The 22,022-nt window shown below is 44.4% G+C and carries 14 protein-coding genes and 1 pseudogene; all 15 read left to right on the forward strand.

What is annotated here, in order from left to right; translation table 11 throughout:
- On the forward strand, positions 1 to 92 hold a 92-nt coding region (locus tag M1P97_RS21160), incomplete at its 5' end, for an IS3 family transposase (RefSeq protein WP_249390155.1).
- A gap of 35 nt (positions 93 to 127) precedes the next feature.
- A pseudogene (locus M1P97_RS21165) lies at positions 128 to 1,318 on the forward strand (ABC transporter permease); the annotation flags it as partial.
- Positions 1,319 to 1,330: 12 nt separating this feature from the next.
- A complete protein-coding gene (locus M1P97_RS21170; RefSeq protein ID WP_249390116.1) occupies positions 1,331 to 2,596 on the forward strand; it encodes an ABC transporter permease in 1,266 nt (421 codons plus the stop codon).
- A gap of 38 nt (positions 2,597 to 2,634) precedes the next feature.
- Entirely contained in the window at positions 2,635 to 3,756 is a 1,122-nt protein-coding gene (locus tag M1P97_RS21175) for an efflux RND transporter periplasmic adaptor subunit (RefSeq protein ID WP_249390117.1), read from the forward strand.
- A gap of 18 nt (positions 3,757 to 3,774) precedes the next feature.
- Positions 3,775 to 5,127, forward strand: coding sequence for a TolC family protein (locus M1P97_RS21180; RefSeq protein WP_195370905.1), 1,353 nt, complete (start codon positions 3,775 to 3,777; stop codon positions 5,125 to 5,127).
- Positions 5,128 to 5,493: 366 nt separating this feature from the next.
- Positions 5,494 to 6,072 (forward strand): RNA polymerase sigma-70 factor, encoded by a 579-nt coding sequence (locus tag M1P97_RS21185; RefSeq protein WP_195370907.1) that lies wholly within the window; start codon positions 5,494 to 5,496, stop codon positions 6,070 to 6,072.
- Positions 6,073 to 6,155: 83 nt separating this feature from the next.
- A complete protein-coding gene (locus M1P97_RS21190) occupies positions 6,156 to 7,151 on the forward strand; it encodes a FecR family protein (protein ID WP_249390118.1) in 996 nt (331 codons plus the stop codon).
- A gap of 152 nt (positions 7,152 to 7,303) precedes the next feature.
- On the forward strand, positions 7,304 to 10,723 hold the full coding sequence (locus M1P97_RS21195; protein ID WP_195370911.1) for a TonB-dependent receptor: 3,420 nt from the start codon (positions 7,304 to 7,306) through the stop codon (positions 10,721 to 10,723).
- Positions 10,724 to 10,737: 14 nt separating this feature from the next.
- Positions 10,738 to 12,519 carry a RagB/SusD family nutrient uptake outer membrane protein gene (locus tag M1P97_RS21200; protein ID WP_195370914.1) on the forward strand — a complete coding sequence of 594 codons (1,782 nt, stop codon included), beginning with the start codon at positions 10,738 to 10,740 and terminating at the stop codon, positions 12,517 to 12,519.
- Between the two features lie 60 nt (positions 12,520 to 12,579).
- Positions 12,580 to 12,777: a DNA-binding domain-containing protein gene (locus M1P97_RS21205; RefSeq protein WP_229058360.1), complete on the forward strand. Its 198-nt coding sequence runs from the start codon at positions 12,580 to 12,582 to the stop codon at positions 12,775 to 12,777.
- A 6-nt stretch (positions 12,778 to 12,783) separates the two neighbouring features.
- Positions 12,784 to 13,293 carry a DUF4469 domain-containing protein gene (locus M1P97_RS21210; protein WP_249390119.1) on the forward strand — a complete coding sequence of 170 codons (510 nt, stop codon included), beginning with the start codon at positions 12,784 to 12,786 and terminating at the stop codon, positions 13,291 to 13,293.
- A gap of 189 nt (positions 13,294 to 13,482) precedes the next feature.
- Positions 13,483 to 15,765: a carbohydrate-binding protein gene (locus M1P97_RS21215; protein ID WP_249390120.1), complete on the forward strand. Its 2,283-nt coding sequence runs from the start codon at positions 13,483 to 13,485 to the stop codon at positions 15,763 to 15,765.
- 13 nt (positions 15,766 to 15,778) lie between these two features.
- Positions 15,779 to 18,028: a hypothetical protein gene (locus tag M1P97_RS21220; RefSeq protein WP_249390121.1), complete on the forward strand. Its 2,250-nt coding sequence runs from the start codon at positions 15,779 to 15,781 to the stop codon at positions 18,026 to 18,028.
- A 49-nt stretch (positions 18,029 to 18,077) separates the two neighbouring features.
- Entirely contained in the window at positions 18,078 to 19,622 is a 1,545-nt protein-coding gene (locus tag M1P97_RS21225) for a glycoside hydrolase family 43 protein (RefSeq protein ID WP_394803937.1), read from the forward strand.
- A gap of 86 nt (positions 19,623 to 19,708) precedes the next feature.
- A complete protein-coding gene (locus M1P97_RS21230) occupies positions 19,709 to 21,973 on the forward strand; it encodes a hypothetical protein (protein WP_249390123.1) in 2,265 nt (754 codons plus the stop codon).
- Positions 21,974 to 22,022 lie beyond the last annotated feature (49 nt).

A 22,022-nucleotide genomic window follows, 5' to 3' on the forward strand; every position in this document is an offset into this window, starting at 1 on the left:
AATATATAGACTATTATAACAATAAAAGAATTAAAATCAGATTAAATGGAAAGAGTCCGGTGCAGTACCGAACTCTTTATCAAAATATATAGTAGATAACTTGTCCAACTTTTCGGGGTCACTTCACTTTTCCGTAGCATGGGGGATTTTTATGCTGATCGTCCTGCTGGGAGCAGGTAACGGGATGAAGAACGGTATTATGAAAAACTTCGACCGCTGGGCGGGAAACCGTGTGGAGACATGGCCTCGCTTTGCCAGCAAACCTTATAAGGGAATGCAGACAAACCGACGGATCAAGTATAAGGACGATGACCTGGTGGCACTGAGACAACAGAATCCGGAAGTGAACCTGGTATCGGGCATTCTTTATCAAAGCGATACGCTTTCATATAAAGAGGAATATAATACTTATTCGTTGCAGGGAGTCCATCCGGACAAGGCTATAATCGACAAGATCACGATGACGGTAGGCAACGGACGTTTTATTAATGAAGTGGATGTCTTGCAAAAGAGGAAGGTGATCGTTATCAGTCCGCGAATGAAGGAAGTCCTTTTCAGGGGAGAGGATCCGTTAGGAAAATATGTAAATGCCAGTGATATTGCTTATCAGGTAATCGGTATCTATACCGATGAGGATAATAACAACAATGCTCCGGCCTATATCCCCTTTTCTACCGCACAGCAATTGTATCGTTCGGGCTATGGCCTGGATAATATTATCTTCTCTCTGAATGGAGTCAGTACCAAAGAAGAATATGAAGCCTTTGAGAAACGTTTCCGTCAGCAGATGGGAAAACGACATTATTTTGACCCGGAGGATCTGCGGGCGATCGGTATGTGGAGTACGATTGAAGATTTTGCCATGTTTAACGGTATGCTGAACGGTATTACCTTGTTTATCTGGATTATCGGTATAGGTACACTGGCTGCCGGTATCGTGGGAGTAAGCAATATCATGTTGATCACTGTACGGGAAAGAACCCGTGAGTTCGGTATTCGTAAAGCGATCGGTGCCACTCCGTTCTCCATTCTGAAACTGATCATTGTGGAGTCTATCCTGATAACGGCAGTGTTCGGTTATATTGGGATGATAACCGGGGTAGGACTGACGGAAGCCATCAATGCCGTAATGGAGAGTAATAGTATGGGACAAGCCTCGTCGAATGATGATATGAGTATATTCCTGAATCCGACAGTAAGTCTGAGTGTCGCCTTGTCTGCTACCCTTTTGATTATTGCAGCGGGTGTGTTGGCTGGTTATTTCCCGGCGCGTAAGGCAGTGAAAATTACGGCTATCGAGGCCATGAGAAACGAATAAAAACAGAAAGATATGTTCGATATAGACCGTTGGGTGGAGATATGGGTGACAATCACCCGCAACAAGACCAGAAGTTTTCTGACCTGGTTCGGTGTGTTCTGGGGAATTCTGATGCTCGTTATCCTGCTGGGTTCCGGTACAGGGTTTAAGAATGGGGTATTGATGGGAGTGGACGGTTTTGCAACAAACTCTGCTTTCTTCTTTTCCGAGCGTACCGGCGAAGCGTTTAAAGGATATAAGAAAGGACGTTATTGGCAGATGCGTAACCGTGACCTGGAAACGATCCGTCAGCGTGTGAAAGGGGTTCGCTACCTCTCGCCGATGGCCATGTCGTGGGGCGGACAGAATAATGTGGTGAGAGGACAGAAGGCGGGTACATATAATGTACGTGGTGTGCACTCAGAATATTTTCAGATTGAAACGCAGCATGTGCTGGAAGGCCGTTTGCTGAATGAGATAGATGTATTGGAAAAGCGTAAGGTTTGTGTGATCGGAAGTATTGTCCGTGAAGTATTATTTTCTCCGGGCGAAGATCCGATTGGCCAGTATATCCGTGTAAACGGTATTTATTATCAGGTTGTCGGTGTGGTAAAGCCCAAACCGCGCGTACAGATTGGCGGACGTACGGAAGAAAGTATTATGACCCCTTTTACAACCTTGCAGCAGGTGGCTAACCAGGGAGATAAGTTCTGGTTCCTGTGTGCTACGGCAGAGGATGGGTATAATTGTCAGGAGATGGTGGATGATATTACGATGGTGCTGAAAATGCAGAACGAGATTTCACCGACCGACCCGCAGGCTGTTAGCAGTTTTACGATAGCCAAGCAGTTCGAGACATTCGATATGCTTTTTACCGGGATCAATATTCTTGTATGGCTGGTGGGGATGGGAACGCTGTTGGCCGGCATCATCGGAGTTAGTAATATTATGATGGTGACTGTCCGGGAACGAACCCGAGAGATCGGTGTACGACGTGCTATCGGAGCCAAACCGTTCGATATCATTTCCCAGATTATGAGCGAGAGTTTGTTGCTTACGGCTTTGGCCGGATTAATGGGACTGAGTTGTGGGGTATTCCTGCTCGATGTGGTGAACAGGATGCTGGCAAGCAGCGGGCAAGAGGCTAATAACGGCACTTTCTTCAGTAACCCGGAGATTCATATCGGAACTGCAGTTGTCGCTACATTCGTGTTACTTATCAGTGGCCTGATGGCAGGATTGATTCCCGCCTGGCGAGCCATGCAGATTAAAGCTATTGATGCAATCAGAGAAGAATGAATATAATTGAAAGTTGAAAATTGAAAATAAGATAAATCATGAAGAATCGTATCGTAAAGAAAGTCCTGCGAATCATCTTTTTAGTATTGGTGGGAGCCGCCGTGATCGGCACTTTCTACTTCTTGTGGAAAAAATCACAACCTGTTATTACTGTTTATGAAGTAGTAACGCCCAAGCGCGACTCCGTGGAAACGAAAACCGTAGCAACCGGAAAGGTGGAACCTCGCGACGAAGTTCTTATCAAACCTCAGATGTCGGGTATTATTTCCGAATTGCTGAAAGAAGCCGGTCAGATGGTGAAAGAAGGCGAGATCATTGCAAGAATCAAGGTGATCCCGGAAATGGTTCAGTTAAACAGTGCCGAATCGCGTGTGCGTGTGGCTAAGATCAATCTGGAACAGATCACAGCCACCTATAAACGGGATGAAGAACTGCATAAGCAGGGAGTTATCGCGAAAGAAGATTATGAAACATCTTTGTCCAACTATAAAAAAGCACAGGAAGAAGCTGAAAATGCACAGGATGCATTGGAAATTATCCGTGAAGGTATTTCCCGCAGGTCTGCAGCTTCCAGTACGACGCAGGTTCGCTCTACCATCACCGGTATGATTCTGGATGTACCTATCAAGGTGGGTAACTCCGTGATCCAGTCGAATACCTTCAACGATGGTACGACGATTGCATCTGTAGCCGATATGAACAATATGATTTTCCGGGGAAAAGTGGATGAAACGGAAGTAGGCCGTATCCATGAAGGAATGCCGATCAAATTGACTGTCGGTGCACTGGATAGTCGTACGTTTGATGCCGTATTGGAATACGTGGCTCCGAAGGGTGTGGAAGAGAACGGCGCCGTGATGTTCGAAATTAAAGCTGCCGTACAGATGCCCGAAGATGCCTTTATCCGTGCCGGTTACAGTGCCAATGCCGAGATTGTGTTGAAACGTGCGACAGATGTAATTACTGTTCCTGAAAGCTGCGTGGAGTTCAGCGGCGATTCTACTTTCGTGCAGATCGTGACGCAGGAGAAACCGGAACAACTGTTTGAGAAACGTCCTGTAACAGTCGGCCTGTCTGACGGTATCAAGATCGAAGTAAAGGATGGTTTGGCAGAAAATGATAAGATTCGTGGCGGTATTGTTGCTCCGGATAAGAAATAAAATTTAAACGAATAAGCTATGAAACAACTAATATCATCCGTAGCGCTGGCTTCTTTCCTTTTCTGTCTCCCTGCGGGAGCACAGGAGGCACCTAAGCAGTGGTCGCTGGAGGAATGTATCCGTTACGCTATTGAAAATAATATCGACCTGAAGCAGAAAGAACTGGAACGGCAAAACCAGGAAGTAACGTTGCATACCAGTAAGTATAGCTGGTTGCCCAGCCTGAATGCCAGCATCGGGGAGAACTTCGGTTTTGGTCGTTCTGAATCGAAGGACGGTCTGATTGTAGACCGTAACTCGGCAAATACGTCTGCTAATATTCAATTGAGTATGCCTGTGTTCGATGGTTTTAAGATCCCTAACGATATTGCAGCACGCAAGCTGGACCTGAAAGCATCTATTGAGACACTGAATAAAGCGAAGGAAGATCTCTCTATAAATGTGGCTTCCTATTATCTGCAAGTACTTTATAATAAGGAAATGTTGAAGATCGCCGAATTGCAGGTCGCACTTAGTTCGGAACAGGTAACAAAGACGGAAGCACTTTATAATGCAGGAAAAGTCCCCGTTTCGCAACTTTACGATATGAAAGCGCAGTTGGCAAAAGACGAGGTCACACTGACCGAATCGAAAAATAACGTAAAACTGGCATTGCTCGATCTGACTCAAACGCTTGAACTGGAACGTGATGGCGAAAACTTCGACGTGCTTGAACCTGAAACCGGTGATGCAGTTGAACAATATATGAGCAGCATTATTCCACCGGATCAGGTGTACGACTATGCAGTCGGTGTCAAACCGCAGGTCAAGGAACAGGAATACTTGCTTGAAAGCCAGAAGAAAATGCTGAAGGTGGCTCAGGCTGGTTTTTATCCCAAACTGAATTTCAGTGCAGGTTACAGCAACGGTTACTATCATAACTTCGGTGACGGCGATTATAATAATGCTCCTTTTAGTGATCAATTGAAGAATAACGGACAGAAATCGATCGGTTTCAGTTTGAGCATTCCGATCTTTAACCGTTTTCAGGTGCGTAACAGTGTTCGCTCTGCCCGAATCGCTATCCATAATCGTGAGTTGATGATGGAGAACACAAAAAAGACACTTTATAAAGAGATCCAGCAGGCCTATTACAATGCCACAGCGGCACAGGAGAAATATGTGTCATCCGACAAATCGGTCGATGCGAGTAAAATAGCATTTTCTTATGCGGAAGAACGTTATGGAGCAGGCAAGAGCACTGTTTTCGAATATAGCGAAGCGAAAACCAAATATGCACAAAGCCTTGCCGAACAAACGCAATCGAAGTATAACTTTATCTTCCGGGCCAAGATACTGGACTTCTATAACGGAACACCAATCACCTTATAATATTACAGTTGGATTTTAGATCCTATTTTAAACATAATTGATGGACACACCAAGAGGGAGGGAGGTTTCCGTGAGGAAGCTTCCCTTTTGTTTTTATTCAGTAAATTCTGTTCAAAAGAAGTGAATAAATATTATATTTGCTGCATAAAGCGGAGATTTAATTCCCCAAAAGAACGAGTCCATGAAGAACTATGTCCGCTTCTGTTTTGTATATAAATAAGAATCAGCACTTTCGTTTTTTTTATAAAAAAAATCACATTATCTTCTTTATCACATTATCCTTTGATTTCAATAAGAATAGTACGCTAACTATTCCATAGTTCTTCATGAACTAATATTTATTGGAAAAAGTTGCAGGGGTATTTTATGAACATAAACCATATAAATAAAGAGGTAATTGAGCAGATTAGAAACGGCTCGGAAAAAGCATTTTCCGAGTTGTATAGTGCTTATTATAGCTATTTGAATGCTGTTGCTTTATGTTATCTATTGGATAAAAACAGTAGCGCTGAAATTGTAAATGATGTTTTTGTCAATATATGGAATAAGAGACAAACCTTATCTTATCCTATACATTATTATTTAGTCCGTTCTGTCCAGAACGGGTGTCTCAATTACATACGAATGCAAAGAGCGCAACAAAGTGTTTTGGATGAACATAAAGACCAAATGTTGGCTTTTCAGGAAAATTATATCCAATCAACACCGGTTCCGCTACAATATGTGGAAATGCGCCAGACGGAAGAAGAGATACGTTTGGCAGTAAATCAATTACCTTTGAAATGTCGGCAAGTCTTTGAAGAGTATTTTTATGCAGGCAAGGAAGTTGATGTTATTGCCAATGATATGGGGTTGACTGTCAGTACAGTACGTGTTCAGTTAAAGAACGCAACAGATCGTTTAAAACCGGCATTAAAACATCTTCTATTTCTTTTCTTTTATTAAAATCAAAAAAAGTTTGATTTTATCTAAATGTTTTCCGGTTGAGGTGTGTATTAATTCTAAACAACCGGAAAATTTAGCAGTATATGCAAGATAAAGATATATTATTTGAGGAACTAATGAGTAACTATATTTCAGGTTCCATAACAGACGATGAGAAGGTTTCTTTGTTCGCTTTGGTAGAGGGATCTGATTTATACAGAGAACGGTACAACGAGATGGTAAAGTTGTATGCACTTCTTCATGTTCCCGCCTTCGAATCTCAGAAAGAAACCAGATATGCCCATTTGAAAGAAAGGTTACATATAACGTCCGGAGCTACTTTACGGCGCCGATGGTTTATCTATGCACGAAACGTTGCAGCAGTCCTTTTATTGATGGTTTCTGTTTCCATCGGTTCTATTTTTACATACAATGAATTGGATGAATCAGGCGAGCAGTTATATAATGAAATGACGGTTCCTTTGGGTTCGCAAACCAAAGTGATTCTACCGGACGGTTCAACGGTAGTCCTTAATTCCGGCTCTGTCTTGAAGTATCCGTTATCATACGGGAAGAAAGAGCGAAACGTTCATTTGGTAGGTGAGGGCTATTTTGAAGTGGCTAAAAATGTCGAAAAAGTTTTTCAAGTCTATGCAGGTGGTATGCAGGTGAAAGTGACCGGAACGACATTTAATCTTCGTTCGTATCCGGAAGACTCGGAGACAGAAGTGGCACTGATCAATGGTGGGGTAGATGTATTGGCTAATAATAAACAAGTTCGTTTGAAACCTGATGAAAAAGCGATATATAATCGTGAAACGGGTACCTTGTACAGCGAAACGACTGAGTCGCGTAAATCATCTTTATGGACGACGGGGCGGTTGAGTTTTGTGAATGCTTCTTTCCTTGATATATTGAAAGATATAGAGCGGAAATATAATATAAAGATCCATGTAGAGAGTAAAAAAGCAGCAGATGAGTATTTCACCGGAAGTATCAACCTGACCATGTCACTTCAGGAAGTATTCAACTTTATCGACGTGGATAAGAAATATCGTTTTGAACAGAGTGGAAACGTAATAATGTTAAAGGATAGATGAAACTGCGATTAAAATATGATGTTTAACTTTAAAAGAGTATTTATGGAAAACACCGGTTAAAAAAGAATCGGAGATGGTTGGCACTTCTCTCCGATTCATTAGATGATTTTTTGAATTAATTAGTTGTTAACTAACAAAGTCGTTACAAAAGTATGAAAAGAAAGTATTTCTCAATTAAACAATTGGGTTTATTTTTGGCGATGGGGGTAATCTCGACTTCTGTATATGCCAATACGGCATTACAAAGTGTAAAAGTTACTGTACATTACAAAAATGCACCTATCAGTAAAGTTCTTGATGACATAGAACAACAAACAGGTTATTCAATTCTGGTACGTAATAATGATATTGATATCAAACAGAAGGTTACGGTAAATGTGACGGATGAAACTTTAAATCGAGTCCTGACTGATGTTTTTGAAGGAATGGATGTTAAGTATGATGTTGAAAATGGAACAATATCTATTTATAAGCCAAAAGAAACTTCTGTTATAACAACAGTAGTAAACCAGAATAAAAAAACAATTTCCGGTGTAATTTTTGATCCGAACGGTGAACCGGTAATTGGAGCTAATATTGTGGAAAAAGGAACTACAGATAATGGTACGATATCCGATATCGATGGTAAGTTTACATTGAATGTAGATAATAATTCAACTCTGCTTGTCTCTTTTGTCGGTTTTAAAAGTATGGAAGTTCCGGTAAAAGGGAAAAATGCATTCAAGATAACGATGGCGAATGATACGGAGTTGTTGGATGAGGTTGTAGTGGTCGGTTATTTGACACAGAAAAAAACATCGTTGACAGGAGCTGTCTCTAGTATGAAGATGGAAGAAAACCTGACAACCATTCCGACAGCCTCGGCTGCAAACTTGCTGGCAGGAAAAATGGCGGGTGTCAATATCTCTTCTAAAAACGGACTTCCGGGTACAAATCCGAAATTGCAAATTCGTACCATTTCTTCCTGGAAGGAGGAAAAAGATAATCCGCAGCCGGTAACTTATGTTATTGATGGTGTCGTCAGGGATGCTACGTCTTTCAATGCGATGAGCGCGAATGAAATTGAAGATGTTTCTGTTTTGAAAGATGCTGCTTCGGCTGCCATTTACGGATCACGTTCTTCCGGTGGCGTTGTTATCGTAACGACCAAAAAAGGTAAGATCGGTAAACCGACTATCAACTATTCATATGGTTTTTCAGTTGATACACGTACAAAGAGTTACGATGTGACGGATGGTGTACAAACAGCTTTGATCTATAACCGTGTCAATCCTGAATCTCCCCAAAAATGGACGGAAGAGGAAATCGACCATATGAGGTCCATCAATAACGGTTATGGATATAACCAATTGGATGAAGTGTATCAGAATCCGACCACTCAGACGCACAATATTAACATCTCGGGTGGTAATGACCGGATTCATTACTTCGGTGCGGCTTCCTATATGAAACAAGAAGGGTTCCTGGCTCCGCTTACATACGATAAATATAATATACGTATGAATGTGACGGCCGATGTGACCGATGATTTTGAATTGTATACAGGTTTCTCATTGACAAATGACAAGATCGGGCGTATTGCCAGTGACGGTACTGATTGGGCATACGATACGTATGGAAAATTACGTATCTGGCAACCGGAACAACCTGTGTTTACGGATAGTGGTAAATTTGTGGATTATGGTTGGATTGCCAATGTGGGTGCTCGTGTATTGGGGGATGACGGATATCGTCATGATAAACGACTAAATCCGACATTTACTGTAAAAGGAACATATAAAATGCCATTTTTGAAAGGTTTGAGTGCAAGTATCCAATACAATAAAACCTGGACGCATAATACGGTAAACGGATATTATACCAACTATGATATGTATATTACCAAACATACTGGTGCTAACGGACGTATTATGTCTACACGAGATGAGGATATTGTTGGTGTTAAACGGTCTAGTCAATATGGCAGAGACTATTTACGCAAAGATTCTAAATGGGGAGACACACAACAGTTGAACTTCTATTTGAATTATGCCAATACATTCAACGAAGTACACAATGTGGCTGCGGTATTGTTGACAGAGTGGTCAGAAGGTTTTAACGATAGTGTATATGGGTTCCGTGAAACATTCCCGTTCTATCAGACGGATCAATTTTGGGCTTTTGCTAGTTCTCGTGAGTTTACATCCGGTGGTGGAGATGTTTCTTCAAAGAACGGGCGTATGTCTTATGTAGGGCAGTTCAGCTATTCGTATGCCAACAAATATTTGTTAGGATTCTCTTTCCGTGAGGACGGATCTATGAATTTTGCCCCGTCTCAGCGCTGGGGGTTCTTCCCTGCCGGATCTGCAGGTTGGGTATTGTCTGAAGAAAGCTTCTTTAATAAGAAATGGATTCAGTTTATGAAGATTCGTGGTTCTGTCGGTCTGACCGGTGATGACTCTGTCGGTGGATGGCAATGGCAAGAATCCTATAAAAGTTCGGGTGATGATATCAAGAATGCTTATTTCGGTAAGAACCCATCCAAAGTGGCAGGTATGAGTTACGGTAGTGTGGTCAATCCGAATTTGACATGGGAAAAGGCCTTGAACTACAATGTTGGTTTGGATATGAGCTTCTTAGATCATTGGAATTTGAGTGCCGATTACTGGTTCCGTAAGTCTTACGATATCTTGGATAACCGCCAGGCTACATTGCCTACTACTTTCAGTCGTGATATGCCTGCTGAAAACTATGGTAAGATGAATGCGCAGGGTGTAGATTTCCAATTGGGTTATAAAGGAAATACTCGTGACTTCGACTATCATGGTAATTTGACTGTATCTTATGGTTGGAACGAAATCAAATATAAAGACTACGCTGAAAATGCTCAATGGATTGACGTTCCTATTGGTACGTCCACAACTCGTTGGATCGGGTATGATTTTGACCGTATCATTCGTACACAAGAAGAGTTGGACGCTTTCAACGCAGAGCATCCGAATTATTCATTCCAAGGGATGAAGCCTGAATTAGGTATGATGGTTTATAAAGACCATACCGGTCCGGACGGAAAACCCGATGGCGTTGTTGATAGCTGGGACCGTGTCGTATTGCGTAACAAGAACTTCCCTGTTCAGTATGGTTTGAACTTGGGTGGTAGTTGGAAAGGCTTGAGTTTGGATATGATGTTCTCGGGTGAATTGGGTAAAGACCGTTCATTCCGTGATCTGGCTGGTAATGTGGAATGGAATCGTGTGTGGAATGAGTGGTACGACAATAGCTGGACGCCCGAAAATCCGAATGCCATGCTCCCGAAACAGGTAAGTGCCAATGCTCCGAGTTCGTATCGGAATGATGACAGTCAGTTCTGGTTGAAAAAGACCAATTTTATGCGCCTGAAATACATTACATTGAGTTATGACTTGCCGAAGAACCAGTTCTATAATAAACTGTTTGATAATGTCAGATTGTTTGTGACCGGATCGAATCTCTTTGTATGGAGTAACTTCAAATATTATGATCCGGAATTGGATAATGGTAATGCTTATCCGATTATGCGGTCATTCAACTTTGGTATTGATGTGAAATTTTAAATCTGAAGTAAACAATGAAACGAATCAAATTATTAGCAGGTCTGCTTTCTGTCTTTTTGATGTATGGATGTAGCCTGGATTACGAAAATAAAGGATCGATCACTCCGGATGGCGTGTGGAACAACCCGGAGATGATTGATGCATTTTTAGCGAATATTTATGGTAACATGATGCCGGGGTGGCCGATTGCGTCAAACAATACGGACGAAGGTATGAATGGGGTGACGGAAATGGACCAGTATGTGCGTGGTGAATATTCAGTGGATAACCACGGACAGGGACTAGGTTATGGTAATATCGATAAGATCAATTTCTTCCTGACTAATTTGGCGACGGTCGACCAAGCTGTGCTGACAAAAGAAGAAAACGACCAGTTACGTGGACAAGCCCTGTTCTGGCGTGCCTGGGATTATTGGGGAAAGGTTTTCACGTTGGGTGGTGTCCCTTTGATCCTCGAAATTCAGGATGTGTCGGATGTTAATTCTTTGTTACTCCCTCGTAATTCAACGAGCGAGTGTATGGCTCAGATCCTAAAGGATTTGGATGAAGCGATTGCATTGTTGCCCGATACTTGGGATGATGCCAATTACGGTCGTATCGATAAAGGGGCGGCAATGGCATTGAAAGGTCGTATCCTATTGGCATACGCCAGCCCGTTGTTCAATCCGAACCACGATCAGGCTCGTTGGGAACAGGCATATAAGGCAAACAAAGATGCGGTCGATTTCTTGCAAAGTGTAGGTAAAGGCTTGTATCAAGGCAAATATGCTGATATTTGGTATGATGAGCAAAATTGTGAGGTGATTATGGTGAACCAGTTCTATGGACCGGATCATTATCTGGATCAGAAGAATATCCGTCCGTTGCCTCTTACAAAGGATATGGCTGAACAGAACCAGGCTATCTTGCCGTTGTTGATGGCTTTCCCGAAAGCCGATGGAACACCGTTGGAGTTGGATGTAAATCGTTTGGCTGATCCGGATTATAACCACAAGTTCGTCGACGAATTTTATAATAACCGCGATCCGCGTTTCCATCAGGCTGTATTTTGCCCGGGTACTGAATATCCTTGTGACGATATTCTTACTGGTGGTAAAAAGTATTGGAATGCTTGGAGGGTGATGGATGATGGTGCTTATGCCTCTATTTTTATGGATGAAATTGGTAAGGGTACAGGAGTTAGTTCTAATTTCTATCAACGGAAAGGTTTGGATTATGATGTCAATGCCTCTAAAGTGTATGAAGCAGATGTCGACTGGATTGAAATCCGTTTCACTGAAGTGCTGATGAATTATGGCGAATGTGCCAATGAATTAGGAAAGAGTGCTGAAGCGTTGCAGGTATTATATGATGTCCGTAAACGTGCCGGTATAGAAAACACAGCCGGTAACTATGGTATTACGGCTACTTCTCAAAGCGATATCCGTGAAGCTTATATGAATGAACGTTACATCGAGTTGGTTTACGAAGGTAAGCGTTGGAGCGATTTGCGTCGTTGGAAACGTTTCGACATCCTGAACGACATGAAATATCGTTCATCCTTATGGCTGGTTATTGATGATTACAATACAGTGGCATCCGGCAATTTCGATTGGTCGAAAGATATGTTTGATCCGGAAGTGAACAAAATGTTCCGTTTCGACTATATCGAATGTGTGGATGGCGATAAGGCGTTGTGGCGTTTTAATCTGGATAATAACCACTGGTTCTATCCGATCAAGAAAAATGACCTCGATCGTAATTCTAAATTAGAACAAAACAATGAATGGGGCGGTACTTTTGACCCGTTGAAATAAGTGTTTGATTTGAATTGATTCACTAAAGCATGCAGATTCTATCTGTAAAGATTTGTCTGCATGCTTTTTTATTTTGCAGAAAAAATAAAACTAAGTGTTAACCTATATGACAACGCTATTACGGAAGTAAAAGGTGACTATGTGGCTAAACGTACCGAATACCGCAAAGAAACTATTGTGAACATCCTGGATCTTGCCGGCCAGGAGAAGGTCAATGCCATCGCCGAAGGCAAAAGTGTGGTGGCTGGGGTCGGCTAGTATCTGGTGAATGTCAGCGGGTCGTTCGACTGCGAGAAAGCTCCGTTCAATCCCGCTATCTATAAATTAGGTGTTTCTTATACGCCGGGTAAGTTGTTGCGCGACACGTTGAAGAATGTTATCGTTGAAACTCGACCGGCCGTTACCGGACCAATCATCAATGATATTGTCGATACTACGACGGGTGAGAAGAATTTGCAGTTGACCTCTTCCGGACCTGCGGTCATTACAGGGACAAACATCAAGGTGGCAGGCGACGACCCGACGGTGGGTATTTATCTTACCCCAACGGAGGGAGATGCCAAGAAAGTGGCTTTGTTGATACACAACAACCCGTCGCAGGTTACATTCATGCTTCCGGCGTTGGCTGACGGTGAATACAAATTGAGCCTTACGACACAGTATAGTGCTGGTAACAACTTGGTGAAGGAATCGCGTACATATACTTTCCCGGTCCTGCTTTACGTGGGTGATGTACCAGGAGGTGATGACGATGACCGTCCGGTCATCGAATAAGCAGCAGGGATTTACTTACACGGTCTAAGTTCCCTAGACTTAGACCGTCTCAGTCTAGGGACTTACTTTTCCACTGTTCGGCAGGGAATAATAATCCACTGAAAAGGCAGTTTTTTGCTATTTTGTGAAAAAGGGGCGGTTGATATATTTGTTAAGTTCAAGAAGTGACATTCAAATGAGTTTTAAAAGATGAATAAGATTGTGTGTTTGATTGCGGTATTTCTTTTGTGCGGACAATTGTCTGCCAGGGAATACCATGTATCTGTAAAAGGAAAGGATACGAATGTGGGTAGTTTGTCGGCCCCGTTGCGGACCATCCAAGCGGCTGCCGACAATGCGATGCCGGGGGATGTGATAACTGTACATGAAGGTGTTTACCGGGAACGGGTCGTCCCACCCCGAGGGGGCGAGTCGGACGGGAAACGGATTGTTTATCAGTCAGCTGAGGGTGAGCAGGTCGTTATCACCGGCTCGGAACGGGTAAAAGGCTGGAAAAAGGTGTTGCATAATACCTGGAAACTGACCTTGCCCAATTCATTCTTCGGAGAGAGCAATCCTTTCGATGAACAGATTTATGGTAGCTGGTATCGGGGTAAAGGCAGACCCAATCATACCGGGATGGTGTTACACGACGGTAAACGTATCCGCGAAGCGTTCTCGTTGGATGAAGTGCTAAAACCGCTTGATGGCAAACAACCGTATTGGTATGCCGAAGCCGATGGCAACGGTGGCCCGGTGTTGATGAACTTCGAATGGGTACAACCGATGGGAGGGGAACGTAAAACCTCTATCTCTGCTTCTGTAAAAGGAGGGGATGCGGCTATCTGTATCGCTATTGTCAACCGCTGGCCTTTCGGTTATCTGGAAGACGGTTCTGAGATGTATTTCGACCAGGTGGATTTCGGAAAGGGAACGGATACATTGCTCTTCCAAGCTGCCACCCTGGCGAAAGGCGGGTTGGTGGAATTACATGTGGATTCGCCGGCCGGTGAATGTTTGGGTACGGCGCAGGTGACGAATACGGGCGACTGGGAGAAGTTTGCTGAATTTCGTTTACCGATGAAACGCTCATTGGAGGGAAAGCATAATTTATGCCTCGTTGTCCGTGCTCCGGAAATGCCGGAAGACGGGAAGACGACCATTTGGGCACAGTTCCCGGCGGGCGTGAATCCCAATCGTTCGGATGTGCAGGTTGCGGTGCGGCCGCAAGTCTTTTATCCGGACAGGACAGGGATAGACTATATCACCGTCCGCGGATTTATCCTGGAGAATACCGCCACCAACTGGGCTCCTCCCTCTGCCGAACAACCCGGCCTGATCGGCCCGCGATGGGCTAAAGGGTGGGTGATCGAAAATAACATCATCCGCAACTCCCGTTGTACCGGTATCTCATTGGGCAGGCCGACTTATGGCCATTCCCACCATTACCGCTTCCTGCCTCCGCGCATTTATCCGGAAGCGGACGGAGGACAGACCGAACAGCAGTTGCTGGACTATTTCAAAAGTGCTTCCTGGGATAAAGAGGATGCCGGGTTCCATGTCATACGCAACAACCATATCTACGATTGCGGACAAGCGGGTATCGTGGGATGTAGCGGTGGCGCATTCAGTGTGATTGAGGGCAATGAGATTCACGATATTTGTGTGGACGAGACTTTCGAAGGCGATGAGATGGCGGGTATCAAGCTGCACTTTGCCGTAGATGCCATCATCAGAGACAACCATATCTATAACTCCATACGTGGTTTGTGGCTCGACTGGGGCTCGCAGGGTATGCAGGTGACGGGCAATTTGTTTCACGACAATAATGTACTGGAGGATATATTCGTAGAGGTTTGCCACGGTCCGATATTGGTGGCTAACAATATCCTATTGTCAGGGACTTCGTTGAATTTGTCACAGGGTATTGCTAGTGTGCACAATCTGGTGACGGGCAAGGTGTCTGCCGGTATGGACCGTTGTGCCGGTGGTCGTTATTCCTTCTTTTATGAACCGCATGGTACGGTTTCGATCGGCAATGTCCGTAACATGGGGGGGGACTTGCAATGGGTCAACAACCATTTTGCCCGGAAGGCTTCTTTGGGTAACTGGGACGAATGCCTGCTGCCCATCCGTTACAAAGGCAACCTGTTTACTGACGGGGCGCATCCCGACATGCATGAAAAAGATTTTGTGGATGCTTCCGGCTTTGATTCTGCTATTCGGTTGGAACAACGTGCCGACGGGTGGTATTTGAAGATGGATGTACCCTGGGAAGGAATCACAAATACGCAATGCCGGTTGGTGGCTACCGAAACATTGGATAAAGCAATCATCCCCCAACAGGCGTTTACGAACCCGGATGATAGCCCCGTTGTCATTGACAAGGACTATTTGGGAAACAAACGGAATGCCGCGCATCCTTGTCCGGGACCGATAGAGGTGAAAAAAGATGGTGTACAAGAATGGAAGGTATGGCCGAAGAACATTTGAATAAAATATAAATATGAAATACAAACTGTTAGTATTAGCTCTCGGTGCTATTGTTTCCGTCCAAACAGGAGCGGAAAACCGGAAGTCATGGTTGCCCGATGGACAGCCCGTTGCAAACAACATCCGTTTGTTGGAGTGTACATACGATAAAGCACTCTTGAAACAGTGCGAAGAAATTACACCGGCCTCTTCCGATTGGGAGGTGAGTGTGACAGGTGATTTGGATGGACATGCATCTCCGTATGGAACGGAATATGTCTATGAATACACATTCAAGGCGAAACGGGCCTTGCAGTCGGCAGGGGTAGCAGTTGCTTTCGACCGTTATAACTGGAGCAGCGACAATTACGTAATGATTCCTTCAGTTGTATATAATGGTAATAGGCAACGAATAGTAAACCGTCAGTATGCAACAGGGTTGGACGAGACGGATTACAGAAGACCGGATTTGGCATTGACATCCAACCCGATTCCTCAATTGTCGCCAGAGTTTGGTGCGACGTCCCGGTTGGAAGTGCTTGTAAATAATGCAGCTACTCCGGCTATTGCTTGGTTGGAACGTGCTCAGCAGAAGGGGTATGTTTTATTAACCGATCAGGGAATAGAACAGAATGGCACGATTTACGACCATGCTTTAATTGTAGAAGAAAGTCCCGATCGTTCTCTGGCTTCGCTGGTGGTCAGTGCACCCGGAGTACGTGAAAAAAGGCTGGAGTTTATCGGTTTCAGTGAGAGTCGTGACCGTGGCCTCTCTTTCCAAAAAGGGGAAGAGGTGAAAATACGGGTCCGCTTGTTTGCTTTCGATGCACCGGCTGTGCCTGCCGTGCTGGACCGTTTCCATCAGGTGCGTAAATTACAAACCGGAGAGAATCATCCGCGTAACCTGAAACCGGCCAGCGAGGTGATGCGTTTGATGACCTCCAATATTGACCGCCGCTATATGAAATGTGACGATTGGGAGTTTTATCGTCCGGAAAATGCCGATTGGATCTCTTTCGGATGGATCGGGGGGATGATGAATACTTATCCCATGTTGGCATTGGGCGACGAGGAGCATTTGCAGAAAGTGAAGAACACGTTTGACTTCGGGTTGAAAGGTCAGGGAAAAGCTGGGTATTTCCATGATTTGTTAAACTCGGACGGTAAGGTCTTGGGAGGATTAAGGGATAAGCCGGAGGTCTCTTTGGTTCGTAAGAATGCAGATATGTTGTACTGGATGGTGAAACAGTTCATGTTGTTGAAAGCGCAGGATAAAGCCGACGCAATCAATCCGGAGTGGGAGAATAGTATCATGCGATTGGCAGATGCTTTCGTGAATACCTGGAATAAATGTGGCGAACTGGGAAATTATATCAATGTGGAAACCGGTGACATCGAAGTCTATAATTCGACTAGCGGTGCCATGGCCGTGGCGGGTCTGGCATTGGCATCGCAATATTACGATAAACCGGAGTATCTGGTTGTTGCCGAACAGATTGGGAATGTTTATTATAAAGAGTTTTCACGGATTGGTTTTACTTCCGGAGGTTGTGGGGATATCCTTCAGAATGCCGACTCGGAAACTTCTGTCGCTTTTCTGACCTCATGCAATTTATTGTATGAACTGACCCGTAAAACTGTTTGGTTGAAAAGGGCGCAGGATGTTGCCGATTTATGTTCAACGTGGGTAATTTCTTACGACTATGTGTTGCCTAAGGAGACTGAATTGGCCAAAGTGGATGGTCGTCTGACCGGTGCCGTATGGGCCAGTACGCAGAATAAGCACAGTGCACCGGGCTTTTGTACCTCTTCGGCAGATGCGTTGTTCCGTCTGTTCCGTGCGACAAGTGATTTACGTTATGCGGACTTGATGCATGATGTATGGCATGGATATGTGGAAGGAATCACTCCGAACGGTTTTATTTGTGAACGTCTGGGCTTTTGTGATGTGGAACTCAGAGGTACTCGTCTAAATGGAGACGGAGGCAATGGTTGGACTGAGTTGAACGGTTGTATGATGGCCATGGAGTTGCCGGGTATCTACATCCGTCCGGAGAAGAATCTCTTTTATGCCTTCGACCATGTCGATGTCAAGCTCATCAAAGGCAACGACCGGGAGATGGTATTGTCGATCACTAATACCACTCCTTTTGACGCCGAAATATCCGTTTTAAGTGAGAGCGAAGCCGAAGCAACTCAACCTTTGTCCAGCGTCTCTTTTGTAAACTGGAAGAAGATAAAGGTAAAAGCGGGTAAGACGATAGAGTATCGTGTAAAAAAATAATAAGATATATATGAGTTTGAAGTTATGTTTAGCCATCACTTTGTCGTTGATGGCAAGTTATGTTGCAGAAGCGCAACAAGTCTGGACTCCGGATAACGTAGACGGAACGTTTACGAATCCGATCATGTGGGGCGATTGGCCCGATCCGGATGTCGTTCGGGTGGACGATAAGTTTTATTTTGTATCGACCAGTATGAATTATGTGCCCGGTTGTCCGATTGCGGTGTCGAAAGATTTGGTGAACTGGGAAATGGCAGGATATGCCTTGGAACGGTATGATGAAGACCCGCGCTTTGATATGCAAGGCGGTACGATGTATATGAATGGTTCTTGGGCGGCTACCATCCGCCATCATAACGATAAGTTTTACGTCGGTTTCTGTACGCCCAAAGGATGGGGAAATAAAGAAGGGCATTTCTCGATCTGTATAGCCGATAAGGTGGAAGGCCCTTGGGAACGGACGATATTCCCGGAGTACTTGTATGATCCGGGGCTGTTTTTCGATGATGACAGAAAGGTGTATGTGGTACATGGACAACACAAGTTGTTTATTACCGAATTGAATGCCGATGTGAAGTCGGTTAAAGGGAAGCCGGTACAGATCTGGGAGAAAGGATTTAAGGATAGCAGGACTTGGGGACCGAATTTTGGAATGGAAGGCTCTCATATGTACAAAATAAATGGTATGTATTATATCACTTGTCCGGCAGGAGGTACGGAAGGTTGGCAGGTCTGTCTTCGTTCGAAAAATATTTACGGTCCTTACGAACATAAGGTGATTGTGGAAGATGCGACATCTTATCCGCCGAACGGATTACACCAAGGGGGAATGGTGCAGCTGGAGAATGGTGACTGGTGGTTCATCATTATGCAAGACCGCGGTCCCATTGGGCGTGTGCCTCATTTGTTGCCGGTGAAGTGGATTGATGGATGGCCGATGCTAGGGACAGAAGGGAAAGATGTAATTACCTATCAGAAACCGGAAGTAGGAAAGAAACAACAACGACTGACGGCTCCGGCTACTTCGGATGAATTCACTGGGAAGAAGCTGGGCCTGCAATGGCAGTGGAACCATAATCCGGATAATGCGAATTGGTCGCTTACTGAGCGCAAAGGTTATATGCGCTTAAAAGCGTTGCCGGCAGATAACTTGAAAGTGGCTCGTAATACGTTGACACAACGGGTACAGGGACCATCGTCGGAAGGTTCGGTGGAGCTTGATTTGACAGGCTTGAAAGATGGCAATGTGGCCGGATTGGGTATTTTCCAGTTGCCATACGCTTACGTGGCTGTTGTACAAGAGGGAATGCAACGTAAAATTGTCATGAGTAATCAGGATAAAGTGGTAGAGTCGGTCGATTTGAATCAAGCAGATAAAATTCGATTTCGTGCACGGGTGATGGATAAAAATTTTACGGCTCGTTTTTATTACAGCCTGGACGGGAAAACTTATTATCCGATTGGTGACGAATTGAAAATGGGGTTAGGTTTCCCTTGGACAGGAAACCGCTTTGCGTTGTTTAACTTTACGACGAAAGAGGGCGGACAAGGAGGATATGCCGATTTTAACTGGTTCCATTTTACTAATAAATAGAAACTCTATATGGTATTAGTAAATAATATTTTAGACTATGGGAAAAATAGTTTTCAATGGATAATTTATGAATTAAAATAATAATAATGAAGAAGAATTTAGTATCATTGGCTGCAATGGCCTTATTGTTGTCTGCTTGCGGAACGGGAGAATCCCGTTCGTTCAAAACAGACCGTTTCGGTATCGATGTGGATAACCGGGGGTATATTACAGGAATGTGGAATTTGACACGCGAAAGTCGTAATTTCAGTCCGGCGGACCAACCGTCGCCCCTGTTGTCTCTTTATGACGAAGACCTGAAACGTTATTATTATCCGCAGAAGGCTCATTACAGCGGAGGCAAGTATCGGTTGGAATACGAGAACGGCTCTGTGGCAACGGTTGCTTTGGATGAGAAGACAAAATACTTCAAACTGAAGTTGGAAAGCCTGGAACCCCGTAATGGAATCGACGGTATACAGTGGGGTAATTACTATACGAATATAACCAATTTGCTAGGTGAAATGATTGGAGTGGCGCGTGATACGTCGGCGGCAGTAGGTTATGCCATCGGCGCATTGGCATTGGACGATAATACGATTGGAGGAGAATCGCGTTATACTTCCGAAACAGGTCCTTCGGGGTATATCGCCCACACGCCTGATCCTGTAAATCATCCACTGCCGCTTACCTTGCATGAGGGGCTACAGTTTACGATGGGGGGCGATGGTATCAATGATGTGGCTTTTTATAACCGGAAGGAACCGTACTTCCGTATTTTATATGGGACAACGGCTTTTGTCGATAGCAACGGACGAATCAATATCCGGTATCATTCGCGTGACCGCCGGAAAGGTAAGATGATCTATTCTCCGGAGGGTAATCCTATCTTCCAAAACAATGAACCTAACCACATGATGCGTCAGGATGTGCCCGGAGTGGACTTCATCGGCTCGTCCATCGCTTTGTGGGGTAGCCCCGACAGTACGGCTTTGATGGAAGTTATTCAGGATATCGTGTTGAATGAAGGATTGCCTTATCCTACTTTCCAGGGTAAGTGGGTAAAAGATCCTACTAACTTCATGCCGGATATATGTACCTACGGCGGACTGATGGATAGTGTCGCTTCGTATGCCAAACAGATGGGATTGAAAGTGATTCATACGTACGACCAGCCTTTCTTGCATGCCGATAGGGGAAATGGCGGTTTCATCGACGGACCGAACCATGAAAAGAAACGGTATCATTTTACGGACAAGGATTTGTCAACCCGTGAGTATGCCGATCTTTTGGCGAAGGATGGTTTGATTCTGGGACGTACCTCTATATCCAACTCCATGGCACCTGGTACCAAGGATTGCAGCCCGGTCCCATCGGACAGTATCTGTATCTTGCATCGTCGTTTCTTGACGGCCGACTTGAATGAAACTGACACGCTGGTTTATATCGATGATCCGACTCATCTGGAAGAGATCGCTTGTTGGGAGGGGCATAGTAAGGAATTGAACATGGTGAAGATCGGTAAGGAGTTGATTCACTATTTAGGCGTAACCAAAGAGAAACCGTATCGCTTGATGAAAGTGACACGCGGTTATTGGGGAACTGAGGCTGTAGCCCATGCCAAAGGCAATGCTGTAGATAAACTTCAACCGGCTGTGGGAGGAGCATACGCAGGATTGATCCCGAACCTGGAATTGCAGGACGAGTTGGCGCGTCATTATGCTGATATATGCAAGAATAGCGGACTTGGTATGTTCGATTACGATGGACAAGAGTTTTATTTCCATACAGGATTCGGCTCTTATTCCGTGAAACGTTTCTTCCGGAATATGTTTGCACAAGCAAAAGATTATGGTTTGCCGGATATCCGTTTTACGGGAGCAACCCTGTCGGAAGGTTCCTGGCATTACCAGAGTATTTGGAATGTGGGAGGTGGTTTGAATATTTATGATGTAAAGAAACGTGTATGGGGTAGTACGACCAGCCAGGGGAAAGACCTGCGCGATGTTACTTATGCCAACTTCTTCCCGTCGTCATTTGGAGGTAATTTCCCTATCACGGAGAAATCTACTGTAGAAGATTTTGAACATATCGAGGCTACGGCTGTCGGTTATGGTTGTACATACGCGTTCAAGATAGGTCAGAAAGACGTGGAAAGTTGTCCGCAAAAGTATGCCATCTTTAACGTCATCCGTACTTGGGAGGAAGCTCGTCGTGCCGACGCTTTCCCTACTTACATCAAAAAGATGTTGCAAAACCCGGCACTCAGCTGGCGTTTGGAAGAAAAGGCAGACAATAGTGGCTGGATACTTTATCAAATGGAGAATGGCGAGAGAGTTCGTTCTTTTGATTTGAGATCATCTCTGAGGTAATTGCGACGAAGTCCCAGATAATTGAATTTAGCTCCCAGCTGATCGCGAA

The organism is Parabacteroides leei (genome assembly GCF_023369805.1).
GTDB lineage: Bacteria > Bacteroidota > Bacteroidia > Bacteroidales > Tannerellaceae > Parabacteroides > Parabacteroides leei.